Consider the following 17,090-nt stretch of genomic DNA (forward strand, 5'->3'; position numbering starts at 1 on the left):
TGGCAAACGGAAGTTACGTATTGAGGAAATTCGCCAGCAGCTGATGCCCCTGCTCGCTGAGAATGCTCTCAGGATGGAACTGCACGCCCTCGAGCGGCAGCGTACGATGGCGGAAGCCCATGATCTCATCGGCAACGCCGTCGCGCAGGCTCCAGGCGGTGACTTCAAACTCCGGCGGCAGCGTGTCGCGCGCCACAATCAGCGAGTGATAGCGCGTGACGGTTAGCGGATTATTCAGGTTGCGGAACACACCCTGGCCGGTGTGCTGCACCGCAGAGGTTTTGCCGTGCATCACCTGGCGCGCGCGCACCACCTGTGCGCCGTAGGCCTGGGCGATGGCCTGATGGCCCAGGCATACCCCGAGAACCGGCAGCCGTCCGGCAAAGTGGCGAATGGCTTCGAGCGAAATGCCGGATTGATCCGGCGTACAGGGGCCCGGCGAGATCACCAGATGACTCAGCGGCAGCGCCGTCATCTCTTCCAGCGTCATCGCATCGTTGCGCACCACGCGCACCTGCGCGCCCAGTTCACAAAAGTACTGGTAAAGATTCCAGGTAAAGGAGTCGTAGTTATCAATTAGCAGCAGCATAATGCCCTCAGGCCAGTAAAACCGCCGCTATTCTACGCATTTTAACGCGCCGGACTCACCACTTTCGCAAACTGCGCGTTGAGCGGCGCGAGATCGCCGCCGACGCCGGCGACGATGGCCTTGTGCCAGCTTTCAGGCTCCAGCGTATCCCAGTTCAGCAGATAGCCCGCGTGCAGCGCCAGCTGTTCGAAAAAGATGCGCTGTGCCCGCCCGTTACCGGCACGGAACGGATGCAGGACATAGATTTCACAGTAGTAATGCGCGATGCGTGCCACGAAGGTCTGCGGGTCGAGGTCGCACAGGCCCTCTTCCTCTTCCAGTGCGCTCATCAGCGCATTGCCCTCGTTCTCGATGTACTCGCAGTGGCAATAGGGCGTGTCGTCGCGCCAGATGTCGATGGTACGCAGTTCGCCGGCCCAGCTGTAGATATCCTGAAACAGCGTGCGGTGAATCTGGCGCAGGTGCGGCAGGCCAGGCGTGGCCGGTCCGAGCGCCAGCGTGGCCAGCCGCGCCGCGCTGAATGCCAGCTCGGCTTTACGCAGCTGTGCCACGTCGTGAATTTCCAGCAGGTTTTTCAGCACGTCATCGTTGTGCCACAAGTAGGGATCGCGCACCGCCAGGCTGTTATCCGCCATATTGCCTCCTCAGCGATGCCAGACGATCGTCCGCCTGGGCGCTCTCGACGGCAGGTTCATTCAGCGTATAACCGGCCAGTTTGCAGCTGGCCTGATAATTGGCCGCACGGGTTTGCTGCCACAACGTGATTTTCTGTTTTTCGGTGAGTTTGCTGCTCATAGCGCCTCCGGCAAGCAGGATGTGCCCTAAGTATAAGAGCAAATTTCAGCTTTGCCGGAGCGCGGCAGACGGCGCCACCCAGGGGTGGCGCGCAGAGGGATTACGGCAGGACTTTCGCGGAAGTGATAACAATCGGTTTTGACGGCACATTCTGGTATGGTCCGACATCTTTGGTCGGCACCTGGGCGATCTTGTCGATCACATCCATGCCTTTCACTACTTTACCAAACACCGCATAGCCGAAGTCGCGCTGGCCGTGGTCAAGAAAAGCGTTGTCCGCCACGTTCAGGAAGAACTGGCTGGTGGCACTGTCTTTCTCAGCGGTACGCGCCATAGAAATGGTGCCACGCAGGTTGCGCAGGCCGTTATCCGCTTCGTTTTTGATCGGCGCGTTGGTCTGCTTCTGCTGCATATCCGCCGTGAAGCCGCCGCCCTGAATCATGAAACCCGGGATCACACGATGGAAAATGGTGTTGTTGTAGAAGCCGTTATTCACGTAATCCACAAAGTTTTTTACTGAAACCGGGGCTTTCTGATTATCCAGTTCAAGTTCGATATTGCCCGCAGAGGTGGTGAGCAGCACGTGCGTATCCCCTTTCGCCGCCAGAGCCGAAGCAGATACAGAAGAGAGCGCTAACAGGGCAACCGCCGCTGTCAAAGTACGTTTAAGCATGAAAGATTCCTTACCTTGGAGAGCAAGCTCAAAAACGAGATTGATTGTAAAGAGCATGTAATACAAGAGCCAGCGTTTTACCTATATTTACGCTGATGTTGCTATCGTCATACTTTTCCCGTCGCGCAATCATTTGCGTGACGAAAATCACACTATTAATGAAATATTTCTCGCACGTTTCACTGCTTGTTTATTACGATCACAGATCCATTTACAATTCATGACACTTTTTGCCACGTCGGCGCATCACAGGTTCAGAACATGACAAACCGTAATCGCATTGGCCTTACCTGGATCAGCTTTTTCTCCTATGCGCTCACCGGCGCACTGGTGATCGTTACCGGTATGGTGCTGGATAATATTGCCCAGTATTTCCAGCTGCCCATCTCAGAGATGAGCAACACCTTCACTTTCCTTAACGCCGGTATTCTGGCGGCGGTGTTCCTGAACGCCTGGCTGATGGTGATTGTGCCACTCAAGCGCCAGTTGATCTTTGGCTTTGTGCTGATGATCCTCGCCGTGGCCGGGCTGATGACCAGCCATAACCTCACGGTGTTCTCGCTGTGCATGTTCGTGCTCGGCGTGGTCAGCGGTATCACCATGTCGATCGGCACCTTCCTGATTACCCATCTGTACGATGGTCGCCAGCGCGGTTCCCGTCTGCTGTTTACCGACTCGTTCTTTAGCATGGCCGGCACCATCTTCCCGATTATCGCGGGCATTCTGCTGGCGCGCGCGCTGCCGTGGTACTGGGTTTACGCCTGCATTGGCGTGATCTACGTGGCGATCTTCATCCTGACGCTGATGGTCGAGTTCCCGGTACTGAAGAGCGAAGCCGCGGTGCAGGGCGGCGAAAAAGAGAAGTGGGGCATCGGCGTGCTGTTCCTGTCGATCGCGGCACTGTGCTACATCCTCGGCCAGCTCGGCTTCATCTCCTGGGTACCGGAATACGCCACCAAATCAATGGGCATGGATATCGCCGCCGCCGGTCAGCTGGTCGGTAACTTCTGGACCGCCTATATGGTCGGCATGTGGGCGTTCAGCTTCCTGCTGCGCTTCTTCGACCTGCAACGCATTCTGGTGGTGCTGGCGCTGCTGGCCACCGGCCTGATGTTCTGGTTCGTGAAAACCACCGATGCCAGCATGCTGCACTGGATCATTATGTCGCTTGGCTTCTTCTCCAGCGCCATTTACACCACCATCATCACGCTGGGCTCGCTGCAGACCAAAGCGTCATCGCCGAAGCTGGTGAACTTCATCCTCACCTGCGGCACCGTCGGCACCATGCTGACCTTCGTGGTCACCGGCCCGATTGTGGCGAAAGGCGGCGCGCACGCGGCGCTGTCCACCGCGAACGCGCTGTACGCGGTGGTGTTCGTGATGTGTGTGCTGCTCGGCTTTGTCACTAAACATCGCCAGCACGCTCACCAGACTGCCTGATCCCCGAGCGGCGCGAAGCCTCGCGCCGCTATTCCCCTTCCCGCTCCCTTAACGCCGGAACGTCACCGCTTCGGTAGCACCGAGATAAATTTCACTGCTTGCCGGCTGTGTGGCCGCCACCAGCACGCCCTTACGCAGCGAATAGCGCACCGGCACCTGACGGCGCAGCGCATCGAACCCGTTATCAGCAGGCAAAATAATCAGGCTGGCCGCGTTGCCCACCTGCACGCCATAATCCGCCAGCTGCATAGTTTTCGCACTGTTGTGCGTGATGAGTTGCAGACCGCTGTCGATCTGCTCATAGCCCATCAGCTGACAGACGTGCAGCCCCATGTGCAGCACCTGCAGCATGCTGGCGGTACCGAGCGGATACCAGGGATCGAACACATCATCATGGCCGAAGCAGACGTTGATACCCGCCTCCAGCAACTCTTTCACCCGCGTCACGCCGCGCCGTTTCGGGTAGCTGTCAAAGCGTCCCTGCAGATGAATATTCACCAGCGGATTGGCGACAAAGTTAATCTGCGACAGCTTCAGCAGGCGGAACAGCCGCGAGGTATACGCGTTATTGTACGAATGCATCGCCGTGGTGTGGCTGGCGGTGACGCGCGCGCCCATGCCCTCGCGGTGCGCCAGCGCCGCCACGGTTTCGACAAAGCGTGACTGCTCATCATCAATCTCGTCACAGTGCACGTCCACCAGCCGGTCGTAGCGCTGCGCCAGAGCAAACGCCTTGTGCAGTGATTCGACGCCGTATTCGCGGGTAAATTCATAATGCGGGATCGCGCCCACCACGTCGGCACCGAGGCGCAGCGCCTCTTCCAGCAGCGCTTCGCCGTTGGGATAAGAGAGAATGCCTTCCTGCGGAAAGGCCACGATCTGGATATCGATCCACGGCGCCATCTCCGCTTTCACCTCCAGCATCGCGGTTAAGGCGGTCAGCGTGGGATCGGACACATCCACGTGGGTGCGCACGTGCTGAATGCCGTTGGCAATTTGCCACTTCAGCGTCTGCCGCGCGCGCTGCTTCACATCTTCATGGCTAAGCAGCGCCTTGCGTTCAGCCCAGCGCTCAATGCCTTCAAACAGCGTGCCGGACTGATTCCACGCCGGTTCGCCGGCGGTTTGCGTGGTGTCGAGATGAATATGCGGCTCGATAAACGGCGCGCTCGCCAGCCCACCGGCGGCATCCAGCGCATCCGGCTGGGCGGCCGCGTGCGGCGGCTGCGGAATGATGGCGCTGATGTTGCCGTGGCGAATTTCGATCTGCCATAAACCCGGTTGGCCTGCCAGGCGCAGGTTGTTTATCCACTTAAACGCTTGCTGGGTCATATCCTTCTCCGCTGAAAACGCAACATCTTAAGCTAGCACGAAAAACGGCCGCGCCGCTGGCAACTTTTCTGCCGCCATTGGGTAATTTTCAGCCAAATAAAAGACTTAGATAAAAACACGTAAAATCAGCAACATACCTCTAAATGGGTATATAAAGCCGCAGTTGATGTACGTCAATAAGCGCCAGAAACAGCGCGCTAAGGTAGGCGCAGATCCCGCAAATTTTGAGGCAAGCATGAGCAAGCACAGTGTCGTTATTATTGGCAACGGCATGGTTGGCCACCGCTTTATCGAAGAACTAATCGACAAAGCCGCCCCTGAGCAGTTCGCGATAACCGTTTTCTGTGAAGAGCCCCGCGTCGCCTATGATCGCGTCCATCTCTCCGCCTATTTTTCCCACCACACCGCCGAAGAACTCTCACTGGTGCGCGAAGGCTACTACGAAAAGCATCAGGTCAATCTGCTGCTTGGCGAGCGCGCCATTACCCTCAACCGTGAGGAAAAGCTGATTCACTCCAACACCGGTCGTGCGGTGCATTACGACACGCTAATTCTGGCCACCGGTTCTTATCCGTGGATCCCGCCGATCGCCGGCGCGGAGGGCAGCGACTGCTTTGTCTATCGCACCATCGAAGATCTCAACGCGATAGAAGCCTGCGCGCGCCGCAGCAAACGCGGTGCGGTGATTGGCGGCGGTCTGCTCGGACTGGAAGCGGCGGGCGCGCTGAAAAATCTCGGCATTGAAACGCACGTGGTTGAGTTTGCACCGGTGCTGATGGCGGAACAGCTGGATACACAGGGCGGCGAACAGCTGCGGCGTAAGATCGAACAGATGGGCGTGCAGGTCCATACCGGCAAAAATACCCGGCAGATTGTGCATCACGCTAAAGGCGGTAAAACGCTGGCGTTCGCCGATGGCAGCGCGCTCGACGTCGACTTTATCGTGTTCTCCACCGGCATTCGCCCGCAGGATAAGCTGGCGCAACAGTGCGGCCTGGCGCTCGGCCAGCGCGGTGGCGTTGCCATCAACGATCGCTGCCAGACCAGCGATGCGGCGATCTACGCGATTGGGGAATGCGCCGCCTGGCAGGATCGGATTTACGGTCTGGTGGCGCCGGGCTACAAAATGGCGCAGGTCGCCAGCGATGCGCTGGTCGGGCGTGACAGCGTCTTTGCCGGTGCCGATATGAGCGCCAAACTCAAGCTGCTGGGCGTGGACGTCGGCGGCATTGGCGATGCGCACGGCCGCACGCCGGGCGCGCGCAGTTACATCTGGCTCGATGAACAGCAGCACGTGTATAAGCGCCTGATCGTCAGCGAAGACAACAAAACTCTGCTCGGCGCGGTGCTGGTGGGCGACACCAGCGACTACGGCAATCTGCTGCAGCTGGCGCTCAATCACATCGCCTTATCGGAAAACCCGGCGCTGCTGATTCTGCCGGCGGGCAGCGGCGAAAAACCGGCGCTGGGCGTCGATTCGCTGCCGGACAGCGCGCAAATCTGCTCCTGCTTTGACGTCAGCAAAGGCGATATCGTTAACGCGGTGCAGGCGGGTTGCCACACCGTGGCGGCGCTGAAAGCCGAAACCCGCGCCGGTACCGGCTGCGGCGGCTGCATCCCGTTGATTACGCAAGTGCTGAACGCTGAGCTGAGCCGTCAGGGCATCGAAGTCAATCATCACCTGTGCGAGCATTTCGCCTATTCGCGCCAGGAGCTGTATCACCTGATCCGCGTGGAGGAGATCAAGTCGTTTGACGCGCTGCTGGCGAAGTATGGCCAGGGTTACGGCTGTGAAGTGTGTAAACCGACCGTCGGATCGCTGCTGGCCTCCTGCTGGAACGAATACATCCTCAAGCCGCAGCATACGCCGCTGCAGGACAGCAACGATCTCTATCTCGGCAACATCCAGAAAGATGGCACCTACTCGGTGATTCCGCGCACCGCCGGCGGTGAAATCACGCCGCAGGGGCTGATGACGCTGGGCGAAGTGGCGCGGCAGTACAACCTTTACACCAAAATCACCGGTTCACAGCGCATCGGCCTGTTCGGGGCGCAGCGCGATGACCTGCCGGCCATCTGGTCACAGCTGATTGCCGCCGGCTTTGAAACCGGACAGGCTTATGCCAAAGCGCTGCGCATGGCGAAAACCTGCGTCGGCAGCAGCTGGTGCCGCTATGGCGTTGGCGACAGCCTCGGCTTCGGCATTGAGCTGGAAAACCGCTACAAAGGCATCCGCACGCCGCACAAGATGAAGTTTGGCGTCTCTGGCTGTACCCGTGAATGCGCCGAAGCGCAGGGCAAAGATGTCGGCGTCATCGCCACCGAAAAAGGCTGGAACCTGTACGTGTGCGGCAACGGCGGCATGAAACCGCGCCACGCCGATCTGCTGGCGGCTGACCTCGACCGCGACACGCTGCTGCAGTATCTCGACCGCTTCATGATGTTTTACATCCGCACCGGCGACCGCCTGCAGCGCACTTCGCTGTGGCTGGAGAGCATGGACGGCGGCATCGACTATCTGCGCAGCGTGATTATCGACGATCGGCTCGGCCTTAACGCGCAGCTGGAACAGGAGCTGACGCGTCTGCGCGCTGACGTCCGCTGTGAATGGACCGCCACGGTTAACGACCCGCAGCAGCAGGCGCACTTCGCCACGTTTATTAACAGCCCGCAGCGCGACCCGCTGGTGCAGCACGTCAGTGAACGCGAGCAGCATCGCCCGGCGCGTCCGGCGGAGCGCATCGCGATTACCCTGATCGAGGAGGCTGACGCATGAGCCAGTGGTACACCGTGTGTGAACTCACACAAATCCTGCCCGCTACCGGCGTGTGCGCGCTGGTTAACGGTCAGCAGATCGCCATCTTTCGCCCGCGCGACGATGCGCAGCTGTACGCTCTGAGCAACATCGACCCGTTTGCTGAAGCCAGCGTGTTGTCGCGCGGCCTGATCGCCGAACACCAGCACACGCTGTGGGTCGCCAGCCCACTGAAAAAACAGCGTTTTCGCCTGAGTGATGGCGTTTGTCTGGAAGATGAAAGCCGCTCGGTGGCGAGCTATGCGGTGCGCGTCAGCAACGGCCAGGTCGAAGTCTGCGCCTGACAGAATTCCTTCACTTTATGAGACGTCACTATGTTTTCTGACACCCTGAACACCTGCGCCGCCAATGCGGCGCGCATTGTACGCACCGCACAGCACAGCCCGCTGGCCTTCTGGATCGGATCGGCGATGGCCGGCGCTTACGTTGGCCTGGCGATCATCCTGATCTTCACCCTCGGCAACCTGGCGGACCCGGCATATCGTCCACTGCTGATGGGCGCCACCTTCGGTATTGCCCTGACGCTGGTCATCATCGCCGGTTCCGAGCTGTTTACCGGTCATACCATGTTCCTCACCGTGGGCGTCAAAGCCGGCACCATCAGCCACGGCCAGATGTGGTGCGTGCTGCCGCAAACCTGGTTGGGTAACCTGATCGGCTCAGTGTTTGTCGCCCTGCTCTACTACTACGCCGCTGGTGCGCTGCTGCCGAACGCCGGCTCGCTGATCCACAGCGTAGCGCTGGCAAAAACCACGCAGACGGCGATGGCGCTGTTCTTTAAAGGCGCGCTGTGCAACTGGCTGGTGTGTCTGGCGATCTGGATGGCAGTGCGCAGCGAAGGGGCCGCGAAGTTCATCGCTATCTGGTGGTGCCTGCTGGCGTTTATCGCCTCCGGTTACGAGCACTCCATCGCCAACATGACGGTATTTGCGCTGTCGTGGTTTGGCCAGCACAGCGCCGACCTGACGCTGAGCGGCATCGGCCACAACCTGCTGTGGGTGACGCTCGGCAATATGTTCTCTGGCATGGTGCTGATGGGCCTCGGCTACTGGTATGCCACGCCGCAGGCGCAGCGCCCGCAGACGCAAGCCCAGGCTTCGCCGCTGAAATCGGTATAATCCCTTCCACAGCCCGCACCGTGCGGGCTTTTTTTCAGGATTCGCTATGGATTACTTTCCGCTGTTTTGTCGGCTGCAAGGCAAGCGTTGTTTACTGGTTGGCGCAGGCGATGTGGCTGAACGCAAAGCGCGTTTGCTGCTGGAGGCCGGCGCAGAGCTGTACGTCGGCGCGCGGGATTTTTCCCCGGCATTTCAGCTGTGGGCTCAACAGGGAAAAGTGACGTTACTGCACGGCGCCTTTGCCGATGACTGGCTGGATGAATGCTGGCTGGCGATTGCGGCCACCAATGATGATGCCGTCAATCAGCAGGTGGCTGACGCCGCCGAACAGCGCCGCCTCTTCTGTAACCTGGTGGATGCGCCACAGCAGGCCAGCGCCATTATGCCGTCGATCATCGACCGCTCGCCGCTGATGATCGCCGTCTCTTCCGGTGGCCGCGCGCCGGTGCTGGCGCGTCTGCTACGTGAGAAGCTGGAGGCGATGCTGCCCCAGCATCTCGGCGAACTGGCTGCGCTGGCGGGCTCACTGCGCGAGCGCGTGAAGCAGCATTTTAGCGCCATGGCGCCACGCCGCGCCTTCTGGGAGCGCTTCTTTACCAGCGATCGGCTGGCCCAAACGCTGGCCAACGGCGATCGGGCACGCGCTGCCGCACAGGTCGATGCCTTGTTTGCGGCGCCGCTGACGCAGCAGGGCGAAGTCGTGCTGGTCGGCGCCGGGCCGGGTGATGCCGGTCTGCTAACGCTGAAAGGGTTGCAGGCTATCCAGCAGGCTGATGTGGTGGTGTATGACCGGCTGGTATCGGAGCCGATTCTTAATCTGGTGCGGCGCGATGCCGAACGCCTCTTCGTGGGTAAACAGGCGGGCCATCACTGCGTGCCGCAGGAACAAATCAACCAGTTGCTGCTGGAGCAGGCGCAGCGCGGCAAGCGTGTGGTGCGTCTCAAGGGCGGCGATCCCTTTATTTTTGGCCGCGGCGGCGAAGAGCTGGAGGTGCTGGCGCAGCATAACATCCCGTTCAGCGTGGTGCCGGGCATCACCGCCGCCTCCGGCTGTGCCGCCTACAGCGGTATTCCCCTCACCCACCGCGACCATGCCCAGAGCGTGCGCTTCGTCACCGGCCATCTGCAGCAGCACGGCGAAATGGAGTGGGGCAAACTGGCGGCGGAGCAGCAGACGCTGGTGTTTTATATGGGCCTCAGCCAGGCGGCCGACATTCAGCAGCAGCTGTTACGGCACGGGATGGACGCAGCGATGCCGGTGGCTATCGTGCAGCACGGCACCACGCCGCAGCAGCGCGTCGCCTGCGCCACGCTGCAGGAGCTGGCAACGCTGGCACAGCAGTTTGCCAGTCCGGCGTTGATCATTGTGGGCCGCGTGGTCAGCCTGCGCACGCAGCTGCGCTGGTTCTGATGCGGTAAAATACTGTACAGCACTGCGCTTTGCCGCCAGACTGAGCAGCCAAATCAATCACAAGGAGTTTCCATGCGCATTATTTCTCTGGCCGCGGCGCTGCTGATGCCGCTGAGCGTGGCGGTGAGTGCCGCCCCGGTGACGTGGTCAACGGTCACGGGCGAATGGCAGGTGGTTGCCGTGACGCCGAAAAAGGAGAACGGCCAGATTTACATCAAAAACGATCCGCAGTTTATGGGCGCGCGCGTGGCGTTTAAACCCAATGCGATCAGCTGGACGCGCGGCACTGCCGAACGCGGCATCAATCCGGCGACCGACAATTGCCAGGGAAAACCGCGCCTGAGCGCCGCCAGCGGGGCCGGACAGGATCGTGATTTCAGCTTTCGCTATGGCTTCAACGTGCATTGTGGCAATCAGGCGTGGGGACCGGCACCGGGCGCGGTACTGAGCGTGCTGGCCGACGGCAATGCGCGGCTATTCTGGGATGGCGCAGAGCTGACGCTGCATCGGGTGAAGTAAAGCCTGCGGGGCGCGTTGTGCTGCGCCCCGGCAAACCGGCTTATGGCTGCGCCACGAAGCCTACGGCGTCATACACTTTCTTCAGCGTTTCCTGGGCATGCGCACGGGCTTTCGCTGCGCCATCGCGCATTACCTGGTTGAGGAACGCTTCGTCATTGCGGAAACGATGATAGCGCTCCTGCAACTCAGTCAGCATCTCAGACACAGCATCTGCCACCGCGCCTTTCAGGTGACCATACATTTTGCCTTCGAACTCCTGCTCCAGCTGCGCAATCGACTTACCGGTCACGCCTGACAGGATATCCAGCAGGTTAGACACGCCCGCTTTCTCTTTGATGTCGTAGCGCACCACCGGCGGCTCTTCCGAGTCGGTCACTGCACGCTTAATCTTCTTCACCACCGATTTGGTGTCTTCCAGCAGACCAATCACGTTGTTGCGGTTGTCATCGGATTTCGACATCTTCTTCGTCGGCTCCAGCAGCGACATCACGCGCGCGCCGGACTTCGGAATAAACGGCTCAGGAATTTTAAACACGTCGCCGTACAGCGCATTGAAGCGCGCGGCGATATCGCGGCTCAGCTCAAGGTGCTGCTTCTGATCTTCGCCGACCGGTACCTGGTTAGTCTGATACAGCAGAATATCGGCCGCCATCAGCACCGGATAATCGAACAGGCCGGCGTTGATGTTCTCTTCGTAACGTGCCGATTTGTCCTTGAACTGCGTCATGCGGCTCAGTTCGCCGAAGTAGGCGTAGCAGTTCAGTACCCAGCTCAGCTGGGCGTGCTCCGGTACGTGCGACTGCACGAAGATGGTGCTTTTTTCCGGATCGATACCGCAGGCAAGGTACAGCGCCAGCGTATCCAGCGTGGCTTTGCGCAGCGCGGCCGGGTCCTGACGAACGGTGATGGCGTGCAGATCGACGATGCAGTAAATGCAGTGGAAATCATCCTGCATCTGCACCCACTGACGCAGCGCACCCATGTAGTTGCCAATGGTCAGTTCACCGGAAGGCTGGGCGCCGCTGAAAACGATGGGTTTGCTCATGTTATGTCCTGATAATCACAGCCCGAGAACGGGCAAAAGTTCGCTAAAAGTATCGAGAGTTAAATCGGGCTGGCTGGTGGCAATCGGCTCACCGTAGTTGTAGCCGAAGGTCATCGCAACGTTTGGCACGCCCGCCGCCTGGGCAGCGAGAATATCATTGCGCGAATCACCGACAAACAGCAATTGTCCTGGAAGCACGCCGAAACGGCCGAGAACGAGGAAAATCGCCGCCGGATGTGGTTTTTTCACCACCACATCGTCGCCGCCGATGATCAGAGAAAAGTAGTCGGCAATGCCGAGCGACTGCAGCAGCGGAGCAACAAACGGTGTAGGTTTGTTGGTGACGATGGCCAGCGGCAGACCGCTGGCGTGCAGCGCGGCCAGCGTCTCCTGCACCTGTGGAAACAGCGTACTGCCGGCTTCCACCGTTGCGGCGTAATGTTTGTCGAACAGCGCACGCGCGTCGCGCTGCTCGTCGGCCTGCGGCTCACGGCCCAGCGCCCAGCTGAGCGCCCGCGCCATCATGATGTCCGCACCGTTGCCAATCCAGGTTGAGACGCGCTCAACGCCCGCAGGCGGCAGCTGCAAATCGGCCAGCGCCAGATCGATCGCCTGTGCCAGGCCTGGCGCGCTGTGCACCAGCGTGCCATCGAGATCGAACGCCAGCGCGCGGATATCAGTGAAATGAGCCATTAACTTTCTCCAGTTCGCTGCGCATCTCATCGATCACCTTCTTGTAATCCGGATGACCGAAGATCGCCGAGCCCGCAACAAACATATCAGCCCCGGCCGCCGCGATCTGACCGATGTTATCGATCTTCACGCCGCCATCCACTTCCAGACGGATTTGGTAACCGCTCTGGTCAATGCGACGACGCGCTTCGCGCAGTTTATCCAGCGTGCCTGGAATAAAGGACTGGCCGCCGAAGCCGGGGTTGACCGACATCAGCAGAATGATGTCGAGCTTATCCATCACGTAATCGAGATAGCTGAGCGGCGTTGCCGGATTGAACACCAGACCGGCTTTACAGCCGTGCTCTTTGATCAGCTGCAGCGTACGGTCAACGTGCTCGCTGGCTTCGGGATGGAAAGTAATGAAGCTGGCACCCGCTTTGGCGAATTCCGGAATCAGCGCATCGACCGGTTTGACCATCAGATGCACATCGATGGGCGCGGTGATGCCGTAATCGCGCAGCGCTTTCAGCACCATTGGCCCCATGGTCAGATTGGGAACATAGTGGTTGTCCATCACATCGAAATGCACCACGTCGCCACCCGCTTCCAGCGCTTTAGCGGTATCTTCGCCCAGGCGGGCAAAATCAGCGGCAAGGATTGATGGGGCCAGTAAAAATTGTTTCATCCGAATCTCCCAATTTTGTGCGCCAGCCGGAGCTGGCGTGATGCGTTGGTCGCGGACGAAACAGGCTAGCGGAAAAGCGCCAGCAGTTCGTCAACCTGAGTGCGACCACTTATGCTTCGGCTGATGGAACGCCGGGCTTTAACTACGTGTAAATCCGCATGCTGATACCACTCGCGCGTCAGCAGGGTATCGTGGTTTGAAATCAGTACCGGGATGCGGCTCTCCTGCGCCAGCTTACTGGCCAGTTCCGCCAGATGCTGCTGCTCGCGCAGGCTAAAGCTGTTGGTGTGGTAAGCGGTAAAATTAGCCGTCGCCGACAGCGGCGCGTACGGCGGATCGCAATAAACCACTGAGCCTGTAGGGGCGTTGCCCAGAGTAACATCGTACGATTCACAGACAAAGGTGGCTTTTTGCGCGCGCTCGGCGAACCATAACAGTTCGGCTTCCGGGAAGTACGGCTTACGATAGCGACCAAAGGGCACATTAAATTCACCGCGCAGATTGTAACGGCACAGGCCGTTGTAACCATGGCGGTTGAGATAAAGAAACAGCACGGCGCGCTGATAGGTATCCGTGCTGGCGTTGAACGCCGTACGCTGGGCGTAATAGGTTTCCGCCGTATTGCCGTTGGCGCTGAACAGCTGGCGCGCGTCTTCAATAAACGAAGCGGTGCGCGTTTTGACGATATTGTAGAGATTGATCAGATCACCGTTGATGTCCGCCAGGTGATAACGGTCATAATCGGTGTTGAGGAATACGGAACCGGCGCCGACAAAAGGTTCGATTAAACAATCACCTTGTGGCAGATGACGACGGATATCGTCAAGCAGCGGGTATTTCCCTCCGGCCCATTTCAGGAAAGCGCGATTTTTCTTCATGCTGTCGTTGCTATTACATCTTAATTATTGGCTGTGGCGAAACCGACAGCAGATCTGCGCTTAGAACGGGGCCGCAGCAGCGCGGCCCCACATCACTTACTGGCTCTCTTTCTTCACCTGGCTGAGCGGTTTAACCCACGGGTTCGCCGCACGCACTTCCGCCGGCAGTGAAGCTACTGCACGTTTGGCTTCGGCCGGTGTGGCATAAGCGCCGCTCACCAGCACGTACCACGGCTGGCCGTTACGCGTGGTTTTATACACGTGATAACCGCTCAGATTCTGTTTCTTCGCCCAGGCGTTCAGGCTCGCTTCTTTCGACGCACCGCTCAGCTGCAGCGTGTAGTTGCCGCCCGATGGCAGCGACTTGCTGGCACCGCCACTGCTGGCCGGTGCGCTGTTGTGCGCGGTGGTGGTGTGCGTTTTGTTCTCTTTCACTGCGGCCGGTTTGCTGGCAGCCGGGGTTCTGTGGCTGCTGCTGGCACCGAGGCTGCGCGGTGGCGTCTCAGCGCGTACCGCCGACGGCGTGACCGCTTTGCCGGCGCTGCCGCTGACCGTTGCCGGTGCGGTAGGCAGCGAACTGTTGCCCTGTGCGCCCTGCGCCGCGGCATCAACGGAACCCTGCTGATTGTTCAGCGCGGTATTGAGATCGCCCGGCAGCGTTACGCGCTGCTGGTTGGCCGGTGTGTCAACCGGTGCTGCCTGAGTCGGCGTGGAGGAGACAGACGGCATGGAGATTGACTGACCGTCACTGCCGGCAGGTGCGGCGTTACCGGCGGTATTCTGCGGCGCACTGCCCTCAGCCGACGGCGTGGCATTCTGCTGGCCGCTCATGGTGGTTGAACCTGACAGGTCGATATTCTTTTCACTGCCGCCGCCAGCCGGTGCCGCGCTACCGGTGCTGGCGCTGTTGCTGGCCGGTTTCTTCTCGTCCGGGCCGGTCAGCGCGGAGCCAATGCCCAGCACCAGAATCAGCAGCACCAGAATGCCGATGCCCATCATCATATGCTGACGGGAAACCGGTACTTTCGCTTTCGGCGCAGAAGACGATTTGCGAGGCCGCGTGGGACGGCGGTCACTGGCGTCAGGTTTTAACTCGTCTTCCGGTTTGAACTCATCCATTTAGCCTCCTCCGTAAAACGGCACGCTTCCCACGTGCCGCATCACTGCTCACTGTTCCCCGCCGGACAGCAGCCCGACGTAGTCCGGGGATAATCAAGATACTTTGCAATCGTTAATCGCAGCCAGCACCATATCATGCGCCACGCCGCCACGCACTTCGGAGCGGCCAATAGCGAGAGGCAGCACCAGACGCAGCTCGCCGCCGAGCACTTTTTTATCGCGCATCATGTGCGGCAGATAGGCTTCTGCCGTCATGCTGGCCGGGCCGTTAACCGGCAGGCCAGCACGCTGCAGCAGCGCAATAATGCGGTCAGTATCGGCAGCGCTGAACTGACCCAGACGCTCAGCGGTGCGCGCCGCCATCACCATGCCCGCCGCGACCGCTTCACCGTGCAACCAGTTGCCGTAACCCATATGCGCTTCAATCGCATGGCCAAAGGTATGACCGAGATTGAGCAGCGCACGCAGGCCGGTTTCACGCTCGTCGGCCGCCACCACGTCGGCTTTCAGCTCGCAGCAGCGGCGAATGCAGTAAGCCATGGCGGTGTTATCCAGCGCCAGCAGCGCATCAAGATTCTGCTCCAGCCACTGGAAAAACTCACCGTCGAGAATGATGCCGTATTTGATCACTTCCGCCAGACCGGAGGCCAGCTCGCGCGGCGGCAGCGTGGTGAGGCAGTCGGTATCCACGATCACCGAAGCCGGCTGGTAGAAAGCACCGATCATGTTTTTACCGAGGGGATGGTTCACCGCAGTCTTGCCCCCGACCGAGGAGTCAACCTGCGACAGCAAGGTGGTCGGCACCTGAATAAAGCGTACGCCGCGCTGGTAGCTGGCAGCAGCAAAGCCGGTCAGATCGCCAATCACGCCACCGCCCAGCGCAATCAGCGTGGTGTCACGGCCGTGCGGCTTCTGCAGTAGCGCGGTGAAAACCTCGTCCATCACCGCCAGCGTTTTGTACTGCTCACCGTCGGGCAGAATCACCTGATCCACTTTCACCCCGGCGTTGCTCAGCAGCGTCGCGAGTTTGTCCAGATAGATCGGTGCCAGCGTCTGATTCGTCACCAGCATGGCATTGTCGCCGGCTTTCAGCGGCCAAAAAGAAGCCGGATCGTTAAACAGTCCGGCAGCGATGGTGATGGGGTAACTGCGATCCCCCAGTGAGACAGTGATCTTCTCCATGATGACCGATACCTATTGCTGAGCCCTCAGGGTGCTGGATTAATTTTTTTCCAGCATGTTGATGATCTGATTGGCGACAACTTTTGCACTTTGATCGTCAGTGCGAATGGTGACGTCAGCGATCTCTTCATAAAGCGGATTACGTTCGCCAGCCAGCGCTTCCAGTACTTCGCGCGGCGGTTCGTCAACCTGCAGCAGCGGACGCTTTTTATCACGCTGAGTGCGGGCAAGTTGCTTTTCGATGGTGGTTTCGAGGTAGACGACCACACCGCGGGCGGAGAGACGATTACGGGTTTCACGGGATTTGACGGAGCCGCCACCGGTCGCCAGGACAATGCCCTGTTTCTCGGTCAGCTCGTTGATGATTTTCTCTTCACGATCGCGAAAACCGGCTTCGCCTTCCACATCAAATACCCAGCCTACATCCGCTCCGGTACGTCGCTCAATTTCCTGATCGGAATCGAAAAATTCCATATTGAGTTGCTGAGCTAACTGACGACCAATAGTGCTTTTGCCGGCACCCATCGGCCCAACCAGAAAGATATTGCGTTTCTCTGCCATTTTGTCGGTATTACTAAGAATTCGTTGATGATACCCCGCGTTCAGCACATTGCTGGCGGGACAGGAACTGAGACCTCATGAGCGTTAGCAAGAGTCAGACGGAAAATTATCTCAACACTCATGGCCGTTTGGCAACCGAATAAATTGCCCCCGGCGACCTTCAAACAGGACCGGTCTGTGGTTCGCGAGACGGTAACGCTCTTCCTTTTTTGCCATCCTTGTGCGCGCTACAGGTGCGCTGGCTGGGCCTGTC

The 17,090-nt window shown here is 59.4% G+C and carries 18 protein-coding genes; 6 read left to right on the forward strand and 12 right to left on the reverse strand.

All coding sequences use genetic code 11. The features are described 5' to 3' along the window. Window positions 1-13: 13 nt before the first annotated feature. The 4 genes from FT726_RS08060 to ppiA form a co-directional block, all read right to left on the reverse strand. Window positions 14-589 (reverse strand): aminodeoxychorismate synthase component II, encoded by a 576-nt coding sequence (locus FT726_RS08060; protein ID WP_088517938.1) that lies wholly within the window; start codon window positions 587-589, stop codon window positions 14-16. A gap of 41 nt (window positions 590-630) precedes the next feature. Beyond that, entirely contained in the window at window positions 631-1,224 is a 594-nt protein-coding gene (locus FT726_RS08065; RefSeq protein WP_125309850.1) for a putative adenosine monophosphate-protein transferase Fic, read from the reverse strand. Continuing rightward, window positions 1,214-1,384, reverse strand: coding sequence for a YhfG family protein (locus FT726_RS08070; protein WP_021507436.1), 171 nt, complete (start codon window positions 1,382-1,384; stop codon window positions 1,214-1,216). Before FT726_RS08070 ends, FT726_RS08065 begins: the two co-directional genes overlap by 11 nt. Window positions 1,385-1,484: 100 nt before the next feature. Continuing rightward, the gene (gene ppiA / locus FT726_RS08075; RefSeq protein ID WP_021507435.1) at window positions 1,485-2,057 is read right to left on the reverse strand and encodes a peptidylprolyl isomerase A; all 573 of its coding nucleotides are present in this window, start codon (window positions 2,055-2,057) and stop codon (window positions 1,485-1,487) included. Between the two features lie 261 nt (window positions 2,058-2,318). On the opposite strand from ppiA, the gene tsgA reads away from it, so the two are divergent. Beyond that, window positions 2,319-3,497 (forward strand): MFS transporter TsgA, encoded by a 1,179-nt coding sequence (gene tsgA / locus FT726_RS08080; protein WP_021507434.1) that lies wholly within the window; start codon window positions 2,319-2,321, stop codon window positions 3,495-3,497. A 48-nt stretch (window positions 3,498-3,545) separates the two neighbouring features. Here tsgA and FT726_RS08085 read toward each other — a convergent pair whose 3' ends face one another. Beyond that, window positions 3,546-4,829 (reverse strand): cytosine deaminase, encoded by a 1,284-nt coding sequence (locus FT726_RS08085; protein WP_058759296.1) that lies wholly within the window; start codon window positions 4,827-4,829, stop codon window positions 3,546-3,548. A gap of 235 nt (window positions 4,830-5,064) precedes the next feature. Between FT726_RS08085 and nirB the strand changes: the two genes are divergently transcribed. From nirB to FT726_RS08110, 5 genes are all read left to right on the forward strand, one after another. After that, window positions 5,065-7,605: a nitrite reductase large subunit NirB gene (nirB, locus tag FT726_RS08090; RefSeq protein WP_282995579.1), complete on the forward strand. Its 2,541-nt coding sequence runs from the start codon at window positions 5,065-5,067 to the stop codon at window positions 7,603-7,605. Then, window positions 7,602-7,928 (forward strand): nitrite reductase small subunit NirD, encoded by a 327-nt coding sequence (gene nirD, locus FT726_RS08095; protein ID WP_021507431.1) that lies wholly within the window; start codon window positions 7,602-7,604, stop codon window positions 7,926-7,928. Before nirB ends, nirD begins: the two co-directional genes overlap by 4 nt. A 30-nt stretch (window positions 7,929-7,958) precedes the next feature. After that, on the forward strand, window positions 7,959-8,762 hold the full coding sequence (nirC, locus tag FT726_RS08100; RefSeq protein ID WP_058780172.1) for a nitrite transporter NirC: 804 nt from the start codon (window positions 7,959-7,961) through the stop codon (window positions 8,760-8,762). Window positions 8,763-8,808: 46 nt separating this feature from the next. Then, on the forward strand, window positions 8,809-10,173 hold the full coding sequence (cysG, locus tag FT726_RS08105; RefSeq protein WP_346302655.1) for a siroheme synthase CysG: 1,365 nt from the start codon (window positions 8,809-8,811) through the stop codon (window positions 10,171-10,173). Between the two features lie 72 nt (window positions 10,174-10,245). Further along, the gene (locus FT726_RS08110) at window positions 10,246-10,692 is read left to right on the forward strand and encodes a hypothetical protein (protein WP_058759299.1); all 447 of its coding nucleotides are present in this window, start codon (window positions 10,246-10,248) and stop codon (window positions 10,690-10,692) included. 40 nt (window positions 10,693-10,732) lie between these two features. On the opposite strand, the gene trpS is transcribed toward FT726_RS08110, so the two are convergent. The 7 genes from trpS to aroK form a co-directional block, all read right to left on the reverse strand. After that, window positions 10,733-11,737 carry a tryptophan--tRNA ligase gene (gene trpS / locus FT726_RS08115; protein WP_058770971.1) on the reverse strand — a complete coding sequence of 335 codons (1,005 nt, stop codon included), beginning with the start codon at window positions 11,735-11,737 and terminating at the stop codon, window positions 10,733-10,735. 15 nt (window positions 11,738-11,752) lie between these two features. Further along, on the reverse strand, window positions 11,753-12,430 hold the full coding sequence (locus FT726_RS08120; RefSeq protein WP_021507426.1) for a phosphoglycolate phosphatase: 678 nt from the start codon (window positions 12,428-12,430) through the stop codon (window positions 11,753-11,755). Continuing rightward, entirely contained in the window at window positions 12,414-13,097 is a 684-nt protein-coding gene (rpe, locus tag FT726_RS08125) for a ribulose-phosphate 3-epimerase (RefSeq protein WP_021507425.1), read from the reverse strand. The genes FT726_RS08120 and rpe overlap by 17 nt, the downstream gene beginning before the upstream one ends. 65 nt (window positions 13,098-13,162) lie before the next feature. Then, window positions 13,163-13,975 (reverse strand): adenine-specific DNA-methyltransferase, encoded by an 813-nt coding sequence (gene dam, locus FT726_RS08130; protein ID WP_215480637.1) that lies wholly within the window; start codon window positions 13,973-13,975, stop codon window positions 13,163-13,165. Window positions 13,976-14,071: 96 nt separating this feature from the next. Continuing rightward, window positions 14,072-15,094 carry an SPOR domain-containing protein gene (locus FT726_RS08135; RefSeq protein WP_215480638.1) on the reverse strand — a complete coding sequence of 341 codons (1,023 nt, stop codon included), beginning with the start codon at window positions 15,092-15,094 and terminating at the stop codon, window positions 14,072-14,074. Window positions 15,095-15,187: 93 nt separating this feature from the next. After that, the gene (gene aroB / locus FT726_RS08140; RefSeq protein ID WP_021507422.1) at window positions 15,188-16,276 is read right to left on the reverse strand and encodes a 3-dehydroquinate synthase; all 1,089 of its coding nucleotides are present in this window, start codon (window positions 16,274-16,276) and stop codon (window positions 15,188-15,190) included. Window positions 16,277-16,315: 39 nt separating this feature from the next. Continuing rightward, window positions 16,316-16,837: a shikimate kinase AroK gene (gene aroK / locus FT726_RS08145; RefSeq protein WP_010617392.1), complete on the reverse strand. Its 522-nt coding sequence runs from the start codon at window positions 16,835-16,837 to the stop codon at window positions 16,316-16,318. Window positions 16,838-17,090 lie beyond the last annotated feature (253 nt).

Origin of the sequence: Pantoea sp. Morm, from assembly GCF_016643525.1 — a bacterium.
GTDB classification, from domain to species: domain Bacteria; phylum Pseudomonadota; class Gammaproteobacteria; order Enterobacterales; family Enterobacteriaceae; genus Pantoea; species Pantoea dispersa.